Origin of the sequence: Pseudomonas lurida, assembly GCF_013522705.1 — a bacterium.
In the GTDB taxonomy this organism is placed as follows: domain Bacteria; phylum Pseudomonadota; class Gammaproteobacteria; order Pseudomonadales; family Pseudomonadaceae; genus Aquipseudomonas; species Aquipseudomonas quebecensis.
This window is the reverse complement of the sequence record NZ_JAAMRE010000039.1, coordinates 38,291-53,510: the sequence shown is the minus strand read 5'-3', so window position 1 is coordinate 53,510 and position 15,220 is coordinate 38,291. Positions and strand designations below refer to the sequence as shown.

Sequence of the window (15,220 nt, the reverse complement as noted above, 5' to 3'; positions counted from 1 at the left end):
GCCCCACCACACCCCCACACCAATTGCCTCACTCCCGGCCACCCGGTAAAGTGCCGCTCCCCCCGCACTGCCCGAGGCTACCGCCATGACCCAGACCTTTGAAATCGCCGTGATCGGCGCCACCGGCACCGTGGGTGAAACCCTGGTGCAGATTCTCGAAGAGTTGGATTTTCCGGTAGGCACCCTGTACCTGTTGGCGGGCAGTAACTCCGCCGGGGCCTCGGTGCCGTTTCGTGGCAAGAACGTGCGGGTCAGGGAGGTCGATGAGTTCGACTTCAGCAAAGCGCAGCTGGCGTTTTTCGCCGCCGGTCCGGCCGTGACCGTAAGCTTCGCCCCGCGCGCCACCGCGGCGGGTTGCTCGGTGATCGATCTGTCGGGCGCGCTGCCCGCCGAGCAGGCACCGCACGTGGTGCCGGAGGCCAATGCCCATGTACTGGACGGCATGCGCAAACCTTTCCAGCTTGGCAGCCCGAGCCCATCGGCGACCCACCTGGCGGTGGTGCTTGCCCCGCTGCGGGGTCTGCTGGATATCCAGCGCGTGAGCGTCACCGCCTGCCTGGCTGTGTCGGCCCAGGGGCGCGAAGCTGTCAGTGAGCTGGCGCGGCAGACGGCGGAGCTGCTTAATGTACGCCCGTTGGAACCGACGTTCTTTGATCGTCAGATGGCCTTTAACTTGCTGGCGCAGGTCGGAAAGCCCGATGCCCAGGGGCATACCGACCTGGAGAAAAGGCTGATACACGAATTGCGTGCCGTGCTGGACACTCCGTTGCTGAAAATTAGCGCAACGTGCGTTCAAGCCCCGGTGTTTTTTGGCGATAGCCTGACAGTGTCCCTGCAGCTGGCGGCGCCGGTCGACCTGGCCGCCGTGAATCGTGCACTGGATGCGGCGCCAGGCATTGAACGGGTCGAGGAGGGCGATTACCCGACTGCCGTAGGTGACGCAGTGGGCCAGGATGTGGTCTATGTTGGGCGTATACGTGCCGGCGTGGATGACCCGGCGGAACTAAATCTTTGGGTGACGTCAGATAACGTACGCAAAGGCGCCGCGCTGAACGCCGTGCAACTGGCGCAGTTGTTGATAAAAGGCCTTGCGTAAAAGATACTTGGCGGCAATTTGTAGATTGATTCTAACCAGGCGCTATGCTTGGCCCCAAGCAGGAACAATTGCGCGTCGGTGACCTATCGGCTCGCCATGCCTTATATGGCAGCGGTTACCAACCTTCTCGCAAGCCGGGGAGTGTTCAAACAAAGGATGAGGCTATGGTTCAAGTTCGCAAACTGGTGTTAGCAATAGCGGCCGCCTCGGCGCTGTCCTCCGGTATGGCGCAGGCGCTCCAGTTGGGGGAGATGACCCTCAAGTCGAAGCTGAACCAGCCCTTGTCGGTGGAAATCGAATTGCTCGATGTCGGTGGCCTGACGGCTTCCGAGATCACGCCGAGCCTGGCGTCGTCCCAGGCGTTTGTGGATGCCGGGGTTGACCGTCAGGCGTTTCTCAACGACCTGACGTTTACCCCGGTGGTCAACCCCAACGGCCGCAGCGTGGTGCGCGTCACCTCCAGCAAGCCATTGCCCGATTCCTACATCCGGTTCCTGCTGCAGGTGCAGTGGCCCAACGGCCGTTTGATGCGTGACTACAGCGTGCTGCTTGATCCGGCCAAGTTCGATCAGCCGGCGACTACCCCCGCAGCGGCACCACGTTTGAATGCGCCCGCCCCTGTCGCGCCGGCGGTGACCAGGCCCGCCCAGCACGTCACCACCTCCCGCGACACACTCTGGGAAATCGCCGAAAAAAACCGCAATGGCGGCTCGGTGCAGCAGACCATGCTGGCCATCCAGGCGCTTAACCCGAATGCGTTTGTCGACGGCAACATCAATCGCCTCAAAACCGGCCAGGTCCTGCGCCTGCCGGACACCGTGCAAAGCACGGCGCTGCCGCAACCCCAGGCGATTGCCGAGGTAAGGGCGCAGAACGATGCCTGGCGTCAGGGGCGGCGCAGTGCGGCCAACCAGCCGGCCGGTAAGCAGCAACTGGATGCTACCAGGCGCACCCAGGCAGGCAACGCGCCCGCAACCACTGGAACCCAGGACAACCTGAGCCTGGTTTCTGCAGAGGCGGCCAAGAAGGGCGCCAAGGGCAAGGCCGGCGACAGCCAGGTACTCAGCGACAAGCTGGCAATGACTCAGGAACAGCTGGACACCACGCGCCGCGACAACGAAGAGCTGAAAAGCCGTGCCGCCGACCTGCAGAGCCAGCTCGACAAACTGCAAAAGCTGATTCAACTGAAAAACGATCAACTGGCGCGTCTGCAGGCTGAAAAAGTCGACCCCGCCGCCCCGGCGACAGCGGCCATCCCGGCACAGCTGGCCGCCGACCCCGCCGCAACCCCGGCCGTGCCTCCCGCCGCGGCTGAAACAACCCCGGCCACGCCCGCACCGGTAGCGCCTGCGCCTGAGCCGATCAAGGCGGACGCGGCGCCTGCTACGCCGACCGAGGGCAAGTTCAACGAGCTGCTGACCAACCCGATTGTGCTCGGTGTGGTCGGCGGTGCGGCAGCCTTGATTGCGTTGTTGCTCCTGTTGCTGTTCGTGCGCCATCGCAACGCTCGTCGCGAGGAAGAAAAGCACCTGCGTATGGCGCGTGCGCTGGCCGAAGAGCCGGAGTTCAGCTCCAATATCGACCAGGACCTGCCGCCGGACAGCTTCGAAGGCCTTGAAGTACCGCCGCCGAACGTCAAGCTGGCGGCTACGCCGTCACCTGCGCCGGTGATCGAGCCGGTGGTCGCCGCACCGACCGTTGCCTCCGTGCTGGCGCCGCTGGCCGCCGCCGTGGCGCCGCAGAACGCCAATGACGCCTTGGCGCTGGCTCAGTCACATATTGATCGTGGCCTGCTCAACCAGGCCGCCGATGTGCTGGAACAAGCGATCAAGCATGAGCCCAAGCGCAGCGATCTGCGCCTGAAGCTGATGGAAGTCTACGGCCTGCAAAACGACAAGGACGGCTTCGTGACCCAGGAGCGTCAACTGGTGGCCAACGGTGAAAACCACGCCCAGGTCGAGCAGCTCAAGGCACGGTTCCCGGCAATGGCGGTACTCGCCGCAGGTGTCAGCGCAGCGGTCGCCGCGGCGGCCCTCGACGCGCAGTACGTCAAGGAGTTGCTGGAAGACAAGCCGGCGGCGCCCGAGAACTTCGATACGGATTTCGACCTGAGCCTGGACGAGCTGGAATCGACGTCGCCGGCCGAGCTCAAGGGTGATCAGCAGACGTTCGAATCGCTGCTCAAGGAGCAGACCCAAGCCAATGCGGCCAAGGATGACCTCTCGGATTTCGACTTGCAGTTGGATGCACCGACGTCGACCCAATCGGATGAGGATTTCCTCTCGGGCCTGGAAGGCGAGATGAAAGACGTGCCGGCCGTCGAGCCGCCAACCCTGACGCCGGCCGCGCTGGAAGACTTCGACCTGCCGGAAGACTTTGACTTGTCCCTGGCGGACGAGCCCGAGTCAGAGGCCAAGCCGGACGCGTTCGCTTCGGAGCTGAATGACGTCAACGCGGAGTTGGACCGTTTGTCCCAGAGCCTTGAACATCCAACCTTCACGGCGCAGGACGCCGCGTTGGGCGACGATGAGCCTGAGTTCGACTTCCTCTCCGGTACGGATGAAGTGGCGACCAAGCTGGACCTGGCCCAGGCCTACATCGACATGGGCGACGCCGACGGCGCGCGGGATATCCTTTCCGAAGTGCTGACCGAGGGTGACGAAGGGCAGCGCGGCGAGGCCAAGGAGATGCTCGGCCGGCTGGCATGATCGTCGTTCAGTGATACTGCGGCGGCCTTCGGGCCGCCGTTTTGCTTTGCGGCTCTGCAAACCCATGGCGTCCCAAGCATGTCGCCTTATAATGGCGGCTTTTGCGCAACTCATCAGGCTCTCAGTTCTTGGCAAATATAGATAACGCGGCCGCCGAAATGGCGGCCGCAGGCTTTTACCGCATCGCCCTGGGCGTGGAATACAAAGGCTCGCGCTATCGCGGCTGGCAGCGTCAAGCGTCAGGCGTGCCGACGGTGCAGGAAACCCTGGAGAACGCGCTGTCCAAAGTCGCCGCCTCGCCGGTGTCGCTGATGTGCGCCGGGCGTACCGATGCCGGCGTGCATGCCTGCGGCCAAGTGGTGCATTTCGACACCCAGGCCGAGCGCACGATGAAGGCTTGGGTGATGGGGGCCAATATCAATTTGCCCCATGATGTCAGCGTCAGTTGGGCCAAGGTGATGCCTGCGCATTTTCATGCGCGCTTCAAGGCCATCGCGCGGCGCTACCGCTACGTGATCTACAACGACCAGATCCGTCCGGCGCACCTCAATCAAGAAATCACCTGGAACCACCGCCCGCTGGACGCCGAACGCATGGCCGAGGCGGCGCAGCATCTGGTCGGCGTGCATGATTTCAGCGCGTTTCGTGCCGGCCAGTGCCAGGCCAAGTCGCCGATCAAGGAAGTCCATCACCTGCGTGTGAGCCGACACGGCAAGATGATTGTGCTGGATATTCGCGCCGGGGCGTTCCTTCACCATATGGTGCGCAACATCGCCGGCGTGCTGATGACTATCGGCGCTGGCGAGCGTCCGGTGGAATGGGCCAGGGAAGTGCTGGAAAGCCGTATCCGCCGCACCGGTGGGGTGACCGCGCACCCGTTCGGCCTGTACCTGGTGCAGGTCGAATATCGGGATGAGTTCGAGTTGCCGGAGCGCTTCATCGGTCCACACTTCCTCACAGGTTTCAGTGAACTTGGCGGCTGACGCCCGGAATAGCTTTTGTTACCATCCGGGACTTTCTCGGCTCAACCCCTGAGGTTTCTTCGATATGTCCGCCGTTCGCAGCAAGATTTGCGGGATTACCCGCATGGAAGACGCGTTGGCGGCCGTCGAGGCGGGGGCGGATGCCATCGGTCTGGTGTTTTATGCCAAGAGCCCGCGGTCGGTGAATGTATTGCAGGCGCGGGCGATCATTGCCGCATTGCCGCCGTTTGTGACCACCGTGGGGCTGTTCGTCAACGCCAGTCGCTGCGAACTCAACGAAACCCTGGATGCCGTGCCGCTGGACATGCTGCAGTTCCATGGTGATGAAACCCCCGACGAATGCGAAAGCTACCAGCGCCCCTATATCAAGGCGCTGAGGGTCAAGGCCGGTGATGATATCGCCAGTGCCTGCGCCGCCTATGCCGGTGCGCGCGGAATACTGCTGGATACTTATGTCGACGGAGTGCCGGGCGGCACCGGTGAAGCGTTTGATTGGACGCTGATCCCCGAAGGGCTGAGCAAGCCGATTATCCTGGCCGGCGGGCTCACCCCGGCGAATGTCGGCGACGCCATCCGGCAGGTGCGGCCCTACGCGGTGGACGTCAGCGGCGGGGTGGAGCAGGCCAAGGGCATCAAGGATCACAGCAGGATTCGCGCGTTCATGCAGGCCGTGCGCAACAGCAGTGGCGGGATGTGACGGCTGGCAGTCTGCCGCCGTCCATAACTACCACTGTGTAAAACAGCCCGACGCCGCCTGCGGGTGGCTCGGAAACGAAGTGGCAACCTTGCATCGGCAGGTTGTCTGGAAGGCTGAGGGCACAGGCTGGAAATGGCAGGTCGAACGTCTGACCCCGTCCAGTCTGTGTTATCGCCACATATGAATTTAGCTCAAGGGCATACGCGGGGCTGAGTTCAAGCCACCGGTACTGGAGAAAGAAAGCATGAGCAACTGGTTAGTAGACAAACTGATCCCTTCGATCATGCGTTCCGAGGTGAAGAAAAGCTCGGTTCCTGAAGGTCTGTGGCACAAGTGCCCATCCTGCGACGCGGTGCTCTATCGCCCTGAGCTGGAAAAGACCCTGGACGTTTGCCCCAAGTGCAACCACCACATGCGCATTGGCGCTCGCGCCCGCATTGACATCTTCCTGGACGCCGACGGCCGCAATGAACTGGGCGCCGACCTGGAGCCGGTCGATCGGCTCAAGTTCCGCGACGGCAAGAAATACAAGGATCGTTTGACCGCAGCGCAAAAACAGACCGGCGAGAAAGACGCGCTGATCTCCGTCAGCGGCAAGCTGCTGGGTATGCCTGTCGTGGTGTCGGCATTCGAATTCTCCTTCATGGGCGGCTCCATGGGCGCCATCGTCGGTGAGCGCTTCGTGCGCGCGGCCAACTATGCGCTGGAAAATCGCTGCCCGATGATCTGCTTCGCTGCCTCCGGTGGCGCGCGCATGCAGGAAGCCTTGATCTCCCTGATGCAAATGGCCAAGACCTCTGCGGTACTGGCGCGTCTGCGCGAAGAAGGCATTCCGTTTATCTCCGTGCTGACCGACCCGGTCTATGGTGGGGTTTCCGCCAGCCTGGCGATGCTCGGCGATGTGATCGTCGGCGAGCCGAAAGCCTTGATCGGTTTTGCCGGCCCGCGTGTGATCGAGCAGACGGTACGCGAAAAACTGCCGGAAGGTTTCCAGCGCAGCGAGTTCCTGCTGGAGCACGGCGCTATCGACATGATCATCCCGCGCGGCGAACTGCGTCCGCGCCTGGGCAACCTGCTGGCGCAAATGATGGGCTTGCCGACGCCTGTTTACGTCGCGCCTAAAGTCGAGCCCATCGTTGTGCCGCCGGTGCCTGCAAACCTATGACCCAGCGGACCCTGGGCGAGTGGCTCGCCTACCTTGAGCAGTTGCATCCTTCCGCCATCGATATGGGCCTGGAGCGCTCGCAACAGGTAGCGGCCCGCCTGGGGTTGGGCCGGCCGGCGCCGCGTGTGATCACGGTGACCGGCACCAACGGCAAAGGCTCGACCTGTGCCTTTGTCGCCGCGTTGTTGCAGGCCCAGGGCCTGCGCGTGGGCGTGTACAGCTCGCCGCACCTGCTGCGCTACAACGAACGGGTGCAGATCAACGGCGTCCAGGCCACTGATGCACAACTGTGCGAGGCCTTCGCCGCGCTCGATGCCGGGCGTGGCGATATTTCCCTGACTTACTTCGAAATGGGCACCCTGGCGGCGTTCTGGCTGTTCGAGCGCGCGCAGCTGGATGTGGTGGTGCTGGAAGTGGGCCTGGGCGGGCGCCTGGACACGGTCAACGTGGTGGATGCCGACCTGGCGCTGGTCACCAGCATTGGCGTGGATCACGCCGATTACCTGGGTAATACCCGCGAGTCCGTGGCGTTCGAGAAGGCCGGCATATTCCGTCAGGGCAAGCCTGCACTGTGCGGTGATCTTGACCCGCCGCAGCCGTTGCTGGACAAAGTACGCGCGCTGGATTGCCCGTTTTACCTGCGTGGGCGCGATTTCAATCTTGAGATAGGTGATCAGTACTGGCACTGGCAAGGGCGCGATGCGCGCGGCCAGGTCGTGACAGTGCCGGAGCTGCCACTGTTGAACCTGCCGATGGAGAACGCCGCCCTGGCGCTGCAGGCCTATCTGCTGCTGGATCTGCCCTGGCACGCCGAACAGATCGCGGCGACGTTGCTGGCGACCCGCATCACCGGGCGACTGGATCGTCGGGTGGTCGAATGGCAGGGCAAACGCCTGAATGTGTTGCTGGATGTCGGTCATAACCCCCACGCCGCCGAATACCTGGCACGGCGCCTGGCGCGCACGCCGCCGATCGGGCGTCGTCTGGCGGTCTTCGGCCTGCTGGCCGACAAAGACCTGGAAGGGGTGATTGCGCCTTTGCTGGGCAGCGTCCAGGCGTGGGCGGTAGCGCCGCTGGATACGCCGCGCAGTCGTCCCGCCTCGGAATTGGCGGCGGCGCTGCAGAACCTTGGTGCTCCGGTGACGTCGTATGCAAGCGTCATCGCTGCCCTTGAGGCGCAGTGTGCGGTGGCAACGGCCGAGGACGAGATTCTGTTGTTCGGATCATTTTATTGTGTTGCCGAGGCGCTCGAGTGGTTGGCCCGGCGCTCCACGGAGGAAGCTGCACATGGCATTACTGGATAGCGCTTATAAGCAGCGGATGGTCGGCGCGCTGGTGCTGGTGGCATTGGCGGTTATTTTCCTGCCGATGTTGTTTTCCCGTCAGGACGAACAACGCCAGGTCGTGGTCGAGGCGCCAGCTGCGCCGCAGGCACCGGTAATGCCGCAGGTACAGGTCGAGCCGGTAGTGGTGCCTGAACCACAGGCCTTGCCGGAAGAAGAGCCCGTGCCGAGCGAGTCGGACGTGGCGGCGCAGCAGGCGCCGTCGATGCCGGTGCAGCCAAGCGTGCCGGTCGTCAAGCCAGCGCCCGCCGTGGCCGCCAAACCTGCCGCGCCGACCCCCGCGCCCAAGCCCGTGGCGCCACAGCCTGCCGCGCCGGGCAAGCCGGAGGTAGGGCAGAGCCGTATCGACCCGAATGGCCTGTCGATCAGTTGGTCGATCCAGGTCGCCAGCCTGGGTAATCGCGAGGGCGCCGAGGCGTTGCAGAAAAAACTGCGCAGCCAGGGCTATAACTCCTATATCCGCAGCGCCGATGGCAAGAACCGCGTGTTTATCGGCCCGCTGATCGAGCGCGCCGAAGCGGACCGCTTGCGGGACTTGCTGGATCGGCAGCAGGGCCTGAAAGGGTTCGTAACTCGTTTCCAGCCTGAGCGTGGCTGAGCCAGCATCGTTTAAACCGGCAAGCCAATCATATGGGGCAGGGGGCTTGCCCATGGGTTTAGCGGTGAGGTTGAAATGTGATGGCTTCGCCACAAACTATTGATTTGCAAAGCAGCCGCAATCACCGCTTACCGATAGCCCGACGCTCTGCTAAAATGCGCCGCCTTATCTGTCCGTAGGCTCAAACGTGCCATTTACCTGGGTTGATTGGGCGATTGTCGCAATCGTCGCCATCTCCGCTTTGATCAGTCTAAGCCGCGGCTTCGTCAAAGAAGCACTGTCGTTGCTGACCTGGATCATCGCAGGAGTCGTAGCCTGGATGTTCGGTGGTTCACTGTCGGTTTACCTGGCCGGTTACATCGAGACACCTTCGGCTCGCGTCATCGCGGGCTGCGCCATCATGTTCATCGCCACGCTGCTGGTGGGGGCAATGGTCAATTATCTTATTGGCGAGTTGATACGTGTCACCGGTCTCTCCGGGACCGATCGATTTCTCGGCATGGCCTTCGGCGCCGCGCGTGGCGCGTTGCTGGTGGTCGTGGCGGTCGGGCTGTTGAGCCTGGGGCCGGTACAGCAGGATGCATGGTGGCAGGAGTCGGTACTCGTGCCAAAATTTCTATTGGTTGCAGATTGGTCCAAGAACCTCATATTGGGGTGGAGCAGTCAGTGGCTGGCCAGCGGCATCAGCGTACCCGCTGATATGCCGTTCAAGGAGCACCTCTTACCGGCCAAAACGCCTCAGTAAGCGGTACTCAGTCAAGATCCATTAAGTAGGGGTTGCGTCGCATGTGTGGCATCGTCGGTATCGTCGGTAAGTCGAACGTCAATCAGGCGCTGTATGACGCGCTAACCGTCCTCCAGCACCGCGGCCAGGACGCTGCCGGTATTGTGACCAGCCACGACGGCCGGTTGTTCCTGCGCAAGGATAATGGCCTGGTACGTGACGTGTTCCATCAGCGTCACATGCAGCGCCTGGTCGGACACATGGGCATCGGCCATGTGCGCTACCCGACTGCCGGCAGCTCGACGTCGGCCGAAGCTCAGCCGTTCTACGTCAACTCGCCTTACGGCATCACCCTGGCGCACAACGGTAACCTCACCAACGTTGAACAACTGGCCAAGGAGATTTACGAATCTGACCTGCGCCATGTCAACACCAGCTCCGACTCGGAAGTGTTGCTCAACGTGTTCGCCCATGAGCTGGCCCAGCGCGGCAAGCTGCAACCCACCGAAGAAGACGTATTCGCCGCCGTCACCGACGTGCACAACCGTTGCGTAGGTGGCTACGCGGTAGTGGCCATGGTGACCGGCTACGGCATCGTCGGTTTCCGCGACCCCCATGGCATCCGCCCGATCGTGTTCGGCCAGCGTCACACCGACGAAGGCGTCGAGTACATGATCGCTTCGGAAAGCGTGTCCCTGGACGTGCTGGGCTTCACCCTGATTCGCGACCTCGCGCCGGGCGAAGCGGTGTACATCACCGAAGACGGCAAGCTGCACACGCGTCAGTGCGCCGTGGCGCCGAAACTCACGCCGTGCATCTTCGAGCACGTCTACCTGGCGCGTCCGGATTCGATCATCGACGGCGTTTCGGTATACAAGGCGCGCCTGCGCATGGGCGAGAAGCTGGCCGACAAGATCCTGCGCGAGCGTCCCGAGCATGACATCGACGTGGTGATCCCGATCCCGGATACCAGCCGTACCGCTGCGCTGGAGTTGGCCAACCACCTGGGCGTCAAGTTCCGCGAAGGGTTCGTCAAGAACCGCTATATCGGCCGTACCTTCATCATGCCGGGCCAGGCCGCGCGCAAAAAATCGGTGCGCCAGAAGCTCAACGCCATCGAGCTGGAGTTCCGTGGCAAGAACGTGATGCTGGTGGACGACTCCATCGTGCGCGGCACCACTTGCAAGCAGATCATTCAGATGGCCCGTGAAGCCGGTGCGAAGAACGTGTATTTCTGTTCCGCCGCACCCGCTGTGCGCTACCCGAACGTGTACGGTATCGACATGCCGAGCGCCCATGAGCTGATCGCCCACAATCGCACGACCCAGGACGTGGCCGATCTGATCGGCGCCGACTGGCTGATCTATCAGGACCTGCCGGACCTGATCGAAGCGGTCGGTGGCGGCAAGATCAAGATCGATCAGTTCGACTGCGCCGTGTTCGACGGCAAGTACGTGACCGGGGATGTCGACGAGGCCTACCTGAACAAGATCGAGCAGGCGCGTAACGACTCGTCCAAGATCAAGACCCAGGCGGTCAGCGCGATCATCGATCTGTACAACAACTGAGTAGACACCGGCCCTGAGGGGCCGGTTTTGTATGTTAAATACCGTATTGAGTAAGGAGTGGCAGCATGAGTCAGGAATGGGATGCCGGTCGGTTGGACAGCGACCTCGATGGCGTAGCTTTCGATACCCTGGCTGTGCGTGCCGGCCAGCATCGCACGCCGGAAGGCGAGCATGGCGACCCGATGTTCTTCACCTCCAGCTACGTGTTCCGCACTGCCGCTGATGCCGCTGCGCGTTTTGCCGGTGAAGTGCCGGGCAACGTGTACTCGCGTTACACCAACCCGACCGTGCGCGCATTCGAAGAGCGCATCGCGGCCCTGGAAGGCGCCGAGCAAGCGGTGGCTACCGCGACCGGCATGGCAGCCATCATGGCGGTGGTGATGAGCCTGTGCAGTGCCGGCGATCATGTGCTGGTGTCGCGCAGTGTGTTCGGCTCGACCATCAGCCTGTTCGAAAAATATTTCAAGCGCTTCGGCGTCGAAGTGGACTACGTGCCCTTGGCGGACCTGTCCGGCTGGGACGCGGCGATCAAGGCCAACACCAAGCTGCTGTTTGTCGAGTCGCCGTCCAACCCATTGGCCGAGCTGGTGGACATCGCTGCCCTGGCCGAAGTGGCGCATGCCAAAGGTGCGATGCTGGTGGTCGATAACTGCTTCTGCACGCCCGCCTTGCAGCAGCCGCTGAAGCTGGGCGCGGACGTTGTGGTGCATTCGGCGACCAAGTTCATCGACGGCCAGGGTCGTTGCATGGGCGGTGTGGTGGCCGGTCGTGGCGAACAGATGAAGGAAGTGGTGGGCTTTCTGCGCACCGCCGGCCCGACCTTGAGCCCATTCAACGCCTGGATCTTCCTCAAGGGCCTGGAGACTCTCAACCTGCGCATGAAAGCCCATTGTGCCAATGCCCAGGCCCTGGCCGAGTGGCTTGAGCAGCAGGACGGCATCGAAAAGGTTCACTACGCAGGCCTCAAGAGCCACCCGCAGCACGAGTTGGCCCAGCGTCAGCAGCGGGGGTTTGGCGCTGTGGTGAGTTTTGAGGTCAAAGGCGGCAAGGACGGCGCCTGGCGATTTATCGACGCCACGCGTTTGATCTCCATTACCGCCAACCTGGGTGACAGCAAAACCACCATTACCCATCCGAGCACCACGTCCCACGGGCGCCTGGCACCGCAGGAGCGGGAAGCGGCCGGCATCCGTGACAGCCTGATCCGCGTCGCGGTGGGCCTGGAAGATGTGGCTGACCTGCAGGCCGACCTGGCTCGCGGGCTGGCGGCCTTGTGATCGAGTGGTCCATGGAAGCTGCGGTCGCCAGTAACGGTCGTGTTGCCCTGGTGACCGGCGCGGCGCGTGGCATTGGTTTGGGCATTGCGGCGTGGTTGATCAGCGAGGGTTGGCAGGTCGTATTGACCGACCTGGATCGCGAGCGTGGAGCCAAAGTGTCCACGGTGCTGGGCGACAATGCCTGGTTTATCAGCATGGACGTGGCGGACGAAAAACAGGTCGCCCAAGGGGTTGCCGAAGTGCTCGGACAATTCGGGCGCCTGGATGCGCTGGTGTGCAATGCGGCGGTTGCCGACCCGCATAACATCACGCTGGAAAGCCTGGATCTGGCGTACTGGAATCGTGTGCTGGCGGTTAACCTCAGCGGGCCGATGTTGCTGGCCAAGCACTGTGCGCCCTACCTGCGAGCCCACGGTGGTGCGATCGTCAACCTGGCATCGACCCGTGCGCGGCAGTCGGAACCGGACTGTGAAGCCTATGCGGCGAGCAAGGGCGGGCTGCTGGCGCTGACTCACGCGCTGGCCATCAGCCTGGGGCCGGAAGTGCGGGTCAATGCCGTCAGCCCGGGATGGATTGATGCGCGTGATCCCGCAGCGCGGCGCGCCGAACCGTTAAATGACGCCGATCATGCCCAGCATCCGGCCGGTCGAGTGGGTACGGTGGAGGATGTGGCGGCGATGGTGGCGTGGCTGCTGTCGCGCCAGGCCGGATTCGTGACGGGGCAAGAGTTCGTCGTGGACGGTGGTATGAGCAAGAAGATGATTTACAGCGAGTAGGGCGCATGCCTGTCTTGAAGCCATTTTGTCTTTTTCGGAAAAACTTCAAGCGGGCTATTGACTTAGGTCGGCTACCTGCGTAAATTTCGCGGCCTCAACGAAGCAAAGGGTGATTAGCTCAGCTGGGAGAGCATCTGCCTTACAAGCAGAGGGTCGGCGGTTCGATCCCGTCATCACCCACCACTTCTTGAGAGTTTTGCCTTCGGGCAAGACGCAACGTTAAAGGTTGCACCGACGCGCAGCGGTAGTTCAGTCGGTTAGAATACCGGCCTGTCACGCCGGGGGTCGCGGGTTCGAGTCCCGTCCGCTGCGCCATATTTTCCAGGTTCGATACGTCGGGTCTGAGATCGAACAGCCCAGGTTGATTGATCAGAAGTTAACGACGTGGTTGAGGTGTGTGTTCAACCGGTCAAGCGATACGCAGCGGTAGTTCAGTCGGTTAGAATACCGGCCTGTCACGCCGGGGGTCGCGGGTTCGAGTCCCGTCCGCTGCGCCATATCTGCCCCAAGGCCCACTGAACGCCTTGGAGCACGAAGCAAACTCAACGTTGCTTTGATTCGATAGCAAAGACCCTGGTCGAAAGACCGGGGTTTTTTGTTTGTGCGATTTGAAACGCGTACTGAAGCTGAAGCCGGCGAACCGGCTCCAGTGGTCTATCAGAAGCCCAGCTTGTCCCGCAGCCCGTAATACCACGCCCCCAGTGCGGCAAAAGGCGTGCGCAACAGCTGCCCGCCCGGAAACGGATAGTGCGGCAGGTCGGCAAACGCATCAAAACGCTCGGCCTGACCTCTCAATGCCTCCGCCAGTACCTTGCCTGCCAAGTGCGTGTACGTTACCCCGTGACCGCTGCAGCCCTGGGAATAGTAGATGTTGTCGCCCAGTCGCCCGACCTGAGGCAGGCGCGACAGCGTCAGCAGGAAGTTGCCGGTCCAGGCGTAATCGATCTTCACGTCTTTGAGTTGCGGGAAGGCTTTGAGCATCTTCGGTCGGATGATGGCCTCGATATTGGCCGGATCACGCGCGCCGTACACTACGCCACCGCCGAAGATCAGGCGCTTGTCGCTGGTCAGGCGATAGTAGTCGAGCAGGTAGTTGCAATCTTCGACGCAGTAATCCTGCGGCAGCAGCGACTTGGCCAGCTCATCGCCCAGCGGCGCAGTGGTGATGACCTGAGTGCCGCACGGCATCGACTTGGCCGCCAGCTCCGGCACCAGGTTACCCAGGTAGGCGTTCCCCGCGACGATGATGAACTTGGCCCTGACTCTGCCTTCGGCCGTGTGCACCACCGGGTTCGCGCCGCGCTCAATTCGTACGGCGGCTGATTGCTCGTAGATCGTACCGCCCAGGGATTCCACCGCAGCGGCTTCGCCGAGTGCCAGGTTCAGCGGATGGATGTGGCCGCCGCTCATGTCCAGCAAACCGCCCACATAGTTCTCGCAGGCCACCACGTCGCGGATACGACGCTGGTCGAGCAGCTCCAATTGCGTATGGCCGTAGCGCTCCCACAGGCGTTTTTGCGATTCCAGGTGAGCCATGTGCTTGCCGTTGAGTGCCGCGAAAACGCCACCGTCCTTTAAGTCGCACTGGATTTGATACTTGGCTACCCGCTCGCGAATGATCCTGCCTCCCTCAAACGCCATCTGCCCCAGCAACTGCGCCTGCTTGGGGCCGACGCTGCGCTCGATCACGTCGATATCGCGGCTGTAGCTGTTAACAATCTGCCCACCGTTGCGACCCGAGGCGCCGAACCCCACCTTGGCGGCCTCCAGCACCGTCACGCGAAAGCCGTTCTCGAGCAGGAACAATGCGCTGGAAAGGCCGGTATAGCCGGCGCCGATGACGCACACATCGGTTTCGATCTCGCCTTGCAGCACGGGGCGAGGTGGAACGGCGTTAGCGGAAGCGGCGTAATACGACTGGGGGTAGGGGGTGTTCGCCATCCTGGAACCTCTGTTTTATATTTTTTACGAGTGCGCCGATCCTACCCGAGTTGAAAATCGGCCGCCAGCCATGCAAAAAAAGCGGGCAGGGCGCGCTTCAATAAAAAATTCGCATATTCATAGGGTTAGCTGCAAAAAAGATGTTGACACCCCTTTGGAATTCCGTAGAATGCCGCCTCACAGCAGGCACGTAGCTCAGTTGGTTAGAGCACCACCTTGACATGGTGGGGGTCGTTGGTTCGAGTCCAATCGCGCCTACCAAACAAAATCCGCTCTGCTGGGCGGTCTAGAGGGGTCACCGGAAACGGTGACCCCTTTTTGCTTTCTGGGATTTGCAAAACTTT

Annotated in this window: 12 protein-coding genes and 4 tRNA genes; 15 read left to right on the top strand and 1 reads right to left on the bottom strand. The window is 62.2% G+C overall.

Annotated features, from left to right (window positions below):
* Positions 1-85 precede the first annotated feature (85 nt).
* The 14 genes from G7025_RS24930 (at position 86) to G7025_RS24865 (ending at position 13,432) form a co-directional block, all read left to right on the top strand.
* On the top strand, positions 86-1,096 hold the full coding sequence (locus tag G7025_RS24930) for an aspartate-semialdehyde dehydrogenase (RefSeq protein WP_181081666.1): 1,011 nt from the start codon (positions 86-88) through the stop codon (positions 1,094-1,096).
* A 164-nt stretch (positions 1,097-1,260) separates the two neighbouring features.
* Entirely contained in the window at positions 1,261-3,804 is a 2,544-nt protein-coding gene (locus G7025_RS24925) for a FimV family protein (RefSeq protein ID WP_181081665.1), read from the top strand.
* A gap of 158 nt (positions 3,805-3,962) precedes the next feature.
* Positions 3,963-4,787, top strand: a complete 825-nt coding sequence (gene truA, locus G7025_RS24920; RefSeq protein ID WP_181081669.1) for a tRNA pseudouridine(38-40) synthase TruA — start codon at positions 3,963-3,965, stop codon at positions 4,785-4,787.
* A 64-nt stretch (positions 4,788-4,851) separates the two neighbouring features.
* The gene (locus G7025_RS24915; protein ID WP_181081664.1) at positions 4,852-5,484 is read left to right on the top strand and encodes a phosphoribosylanthranilate isomerase; all 633 of its coding nucleotides are present in this window, start codon (positions 4,852-4,854) and stop codon (positions 5,482-5,484) included.
* Positions 5,485-5,728: 244 nt separating this feature from the next.
* Complete coding sequence (gene accD / locus G7025_RS24910; RefSeq protein ID WP_034099158.1) at positions 5,729-6,649, top strand: acetyl-CoA carboxylase, carboxyltransferase subunit beta; 921 nt, start codon at positions 5,729-5,731, stop codon at positions 6,647-6,649.
* Entirely contained in the window at positions 6,646-7,953 is a 1,308-nt protein-coding gene (folC, locus tag G7025_RS24905) for a bifunctional tetrahydrofolate synthase/dihydrofolate synthase (RefSeq protein WP_181081663.1), read from the top strand. The genes accD and folC overlap by 4 nt, the downstream gene beginning before the upstream one ends.
* Positions 7,937-8,590: an SPOR domain-containing protein gene (locus G7025_RS24900; RefSeq protein WP_181081662.1), complete on the top strand. Its 654-nt coding sequence runs from the start codon at positions 7,937-7,939 to the stop codon at positions 8,588-8,590. Before folC ends, G7025_RS24900 begins: the two co-directional genes overlap by 17 nt.
* A gap of 187 nt (positions 8,591-8,777) precedes the next feature.
* On the top strand, positions 8,778-9,335 hold the full coding sequence (locus G7025_RS24895; protein ID WP_034099153.1) for a CvpA family protein: 558 nt from the start codon (positions 8,778-8,780) through the stop codon (positions 9,333-9,335).
* Between the two features lie 41 nt (positions 9,336-9,376).
* A complete protein-coding gene (gene purF / locus G7025_RS24890) occupies positions 9,377-10,882 on the top strand; it encodes an amidophosphoribosyltransferase (RefSeq protein WP_181081661.1) in 1,506 nt (501 codons plus the stop codon).
* 65 nt (positions 10,883-10,947) lie between these two features.
* Positions 10,948-12,159 (top strand): O-succinylhomoserine sulfhydrylase, encoded by a 1,212-nt coding sequence (locus tag G7025_RS24885; protein WP_181081660.1) that lies wholly within the window; start codon positions 10,948-10,950, stop codon positions 12,157-12,159.
* An 11-nt stretch (positions 12,160-12,170) separates the two neighbouring features.
* Complete coding sequence (locus G7025_RS24880; RefSeq protein ID WP_181081659.1) at positions 12,171-12,935, top strand: SDR family oxidoreductase; 765 nt, start codon at positions 12,171-12,173, stop codon at positions 12,933-12,935.
* A 107-nt stretch (positions 12,936-13,042) separates the two neighbouring features.
* A tRNA-Val gene (locus G7025_RS24875) sits at positions 13,043-13,118 on the top strand.
* A gap of 55 nt (positions 13,119-13,173) precedes the next feature.
* A tRNA-Asp gene (locus G7025_RS24870) sits at positions 13,174-13,250 on the top strand.
* A 105-nt stretch (positions 13,251-13,355) separates the two neighbouring features.
* Positions 13,356-13,432 (top strand) — tRNA-Asp (locus tag G7025_RS24865).
* 160 nt (positions 13,433-13,592) lie between these two features.
* On the opposite strand, the gene G7025_RS24860 is transcribed toward G7025_RS24865, so the two are convergent.
* Positions 13,593-14,876 carry an NAD(P)/FAD-dependent oxidoreductase gene (locus G7025_RS24860; RefSeq protein ID WP_181081658.1) on the bottom strand — a complete coding sequence of 428 codons (1,284 nt, stop codon included), beginning with the start codon at positions 14,874-14,876 and terminating at the stop codon, positions 13,593-13,595.
* A 184-nt stretch (positions 14,877-15,060) separates the two neighbouring features.
* Between G7025_RS24860 and G7025_RS24855 the strand changes: the two genes are divergently transcribed.
* Positions 15,061-15,137: transfer RNA gene (locus G7025_RS24855), tRNA-Val, on the top strand.
* Positions 15,138-15,220 lie beyond the last annotated feature (83 nt).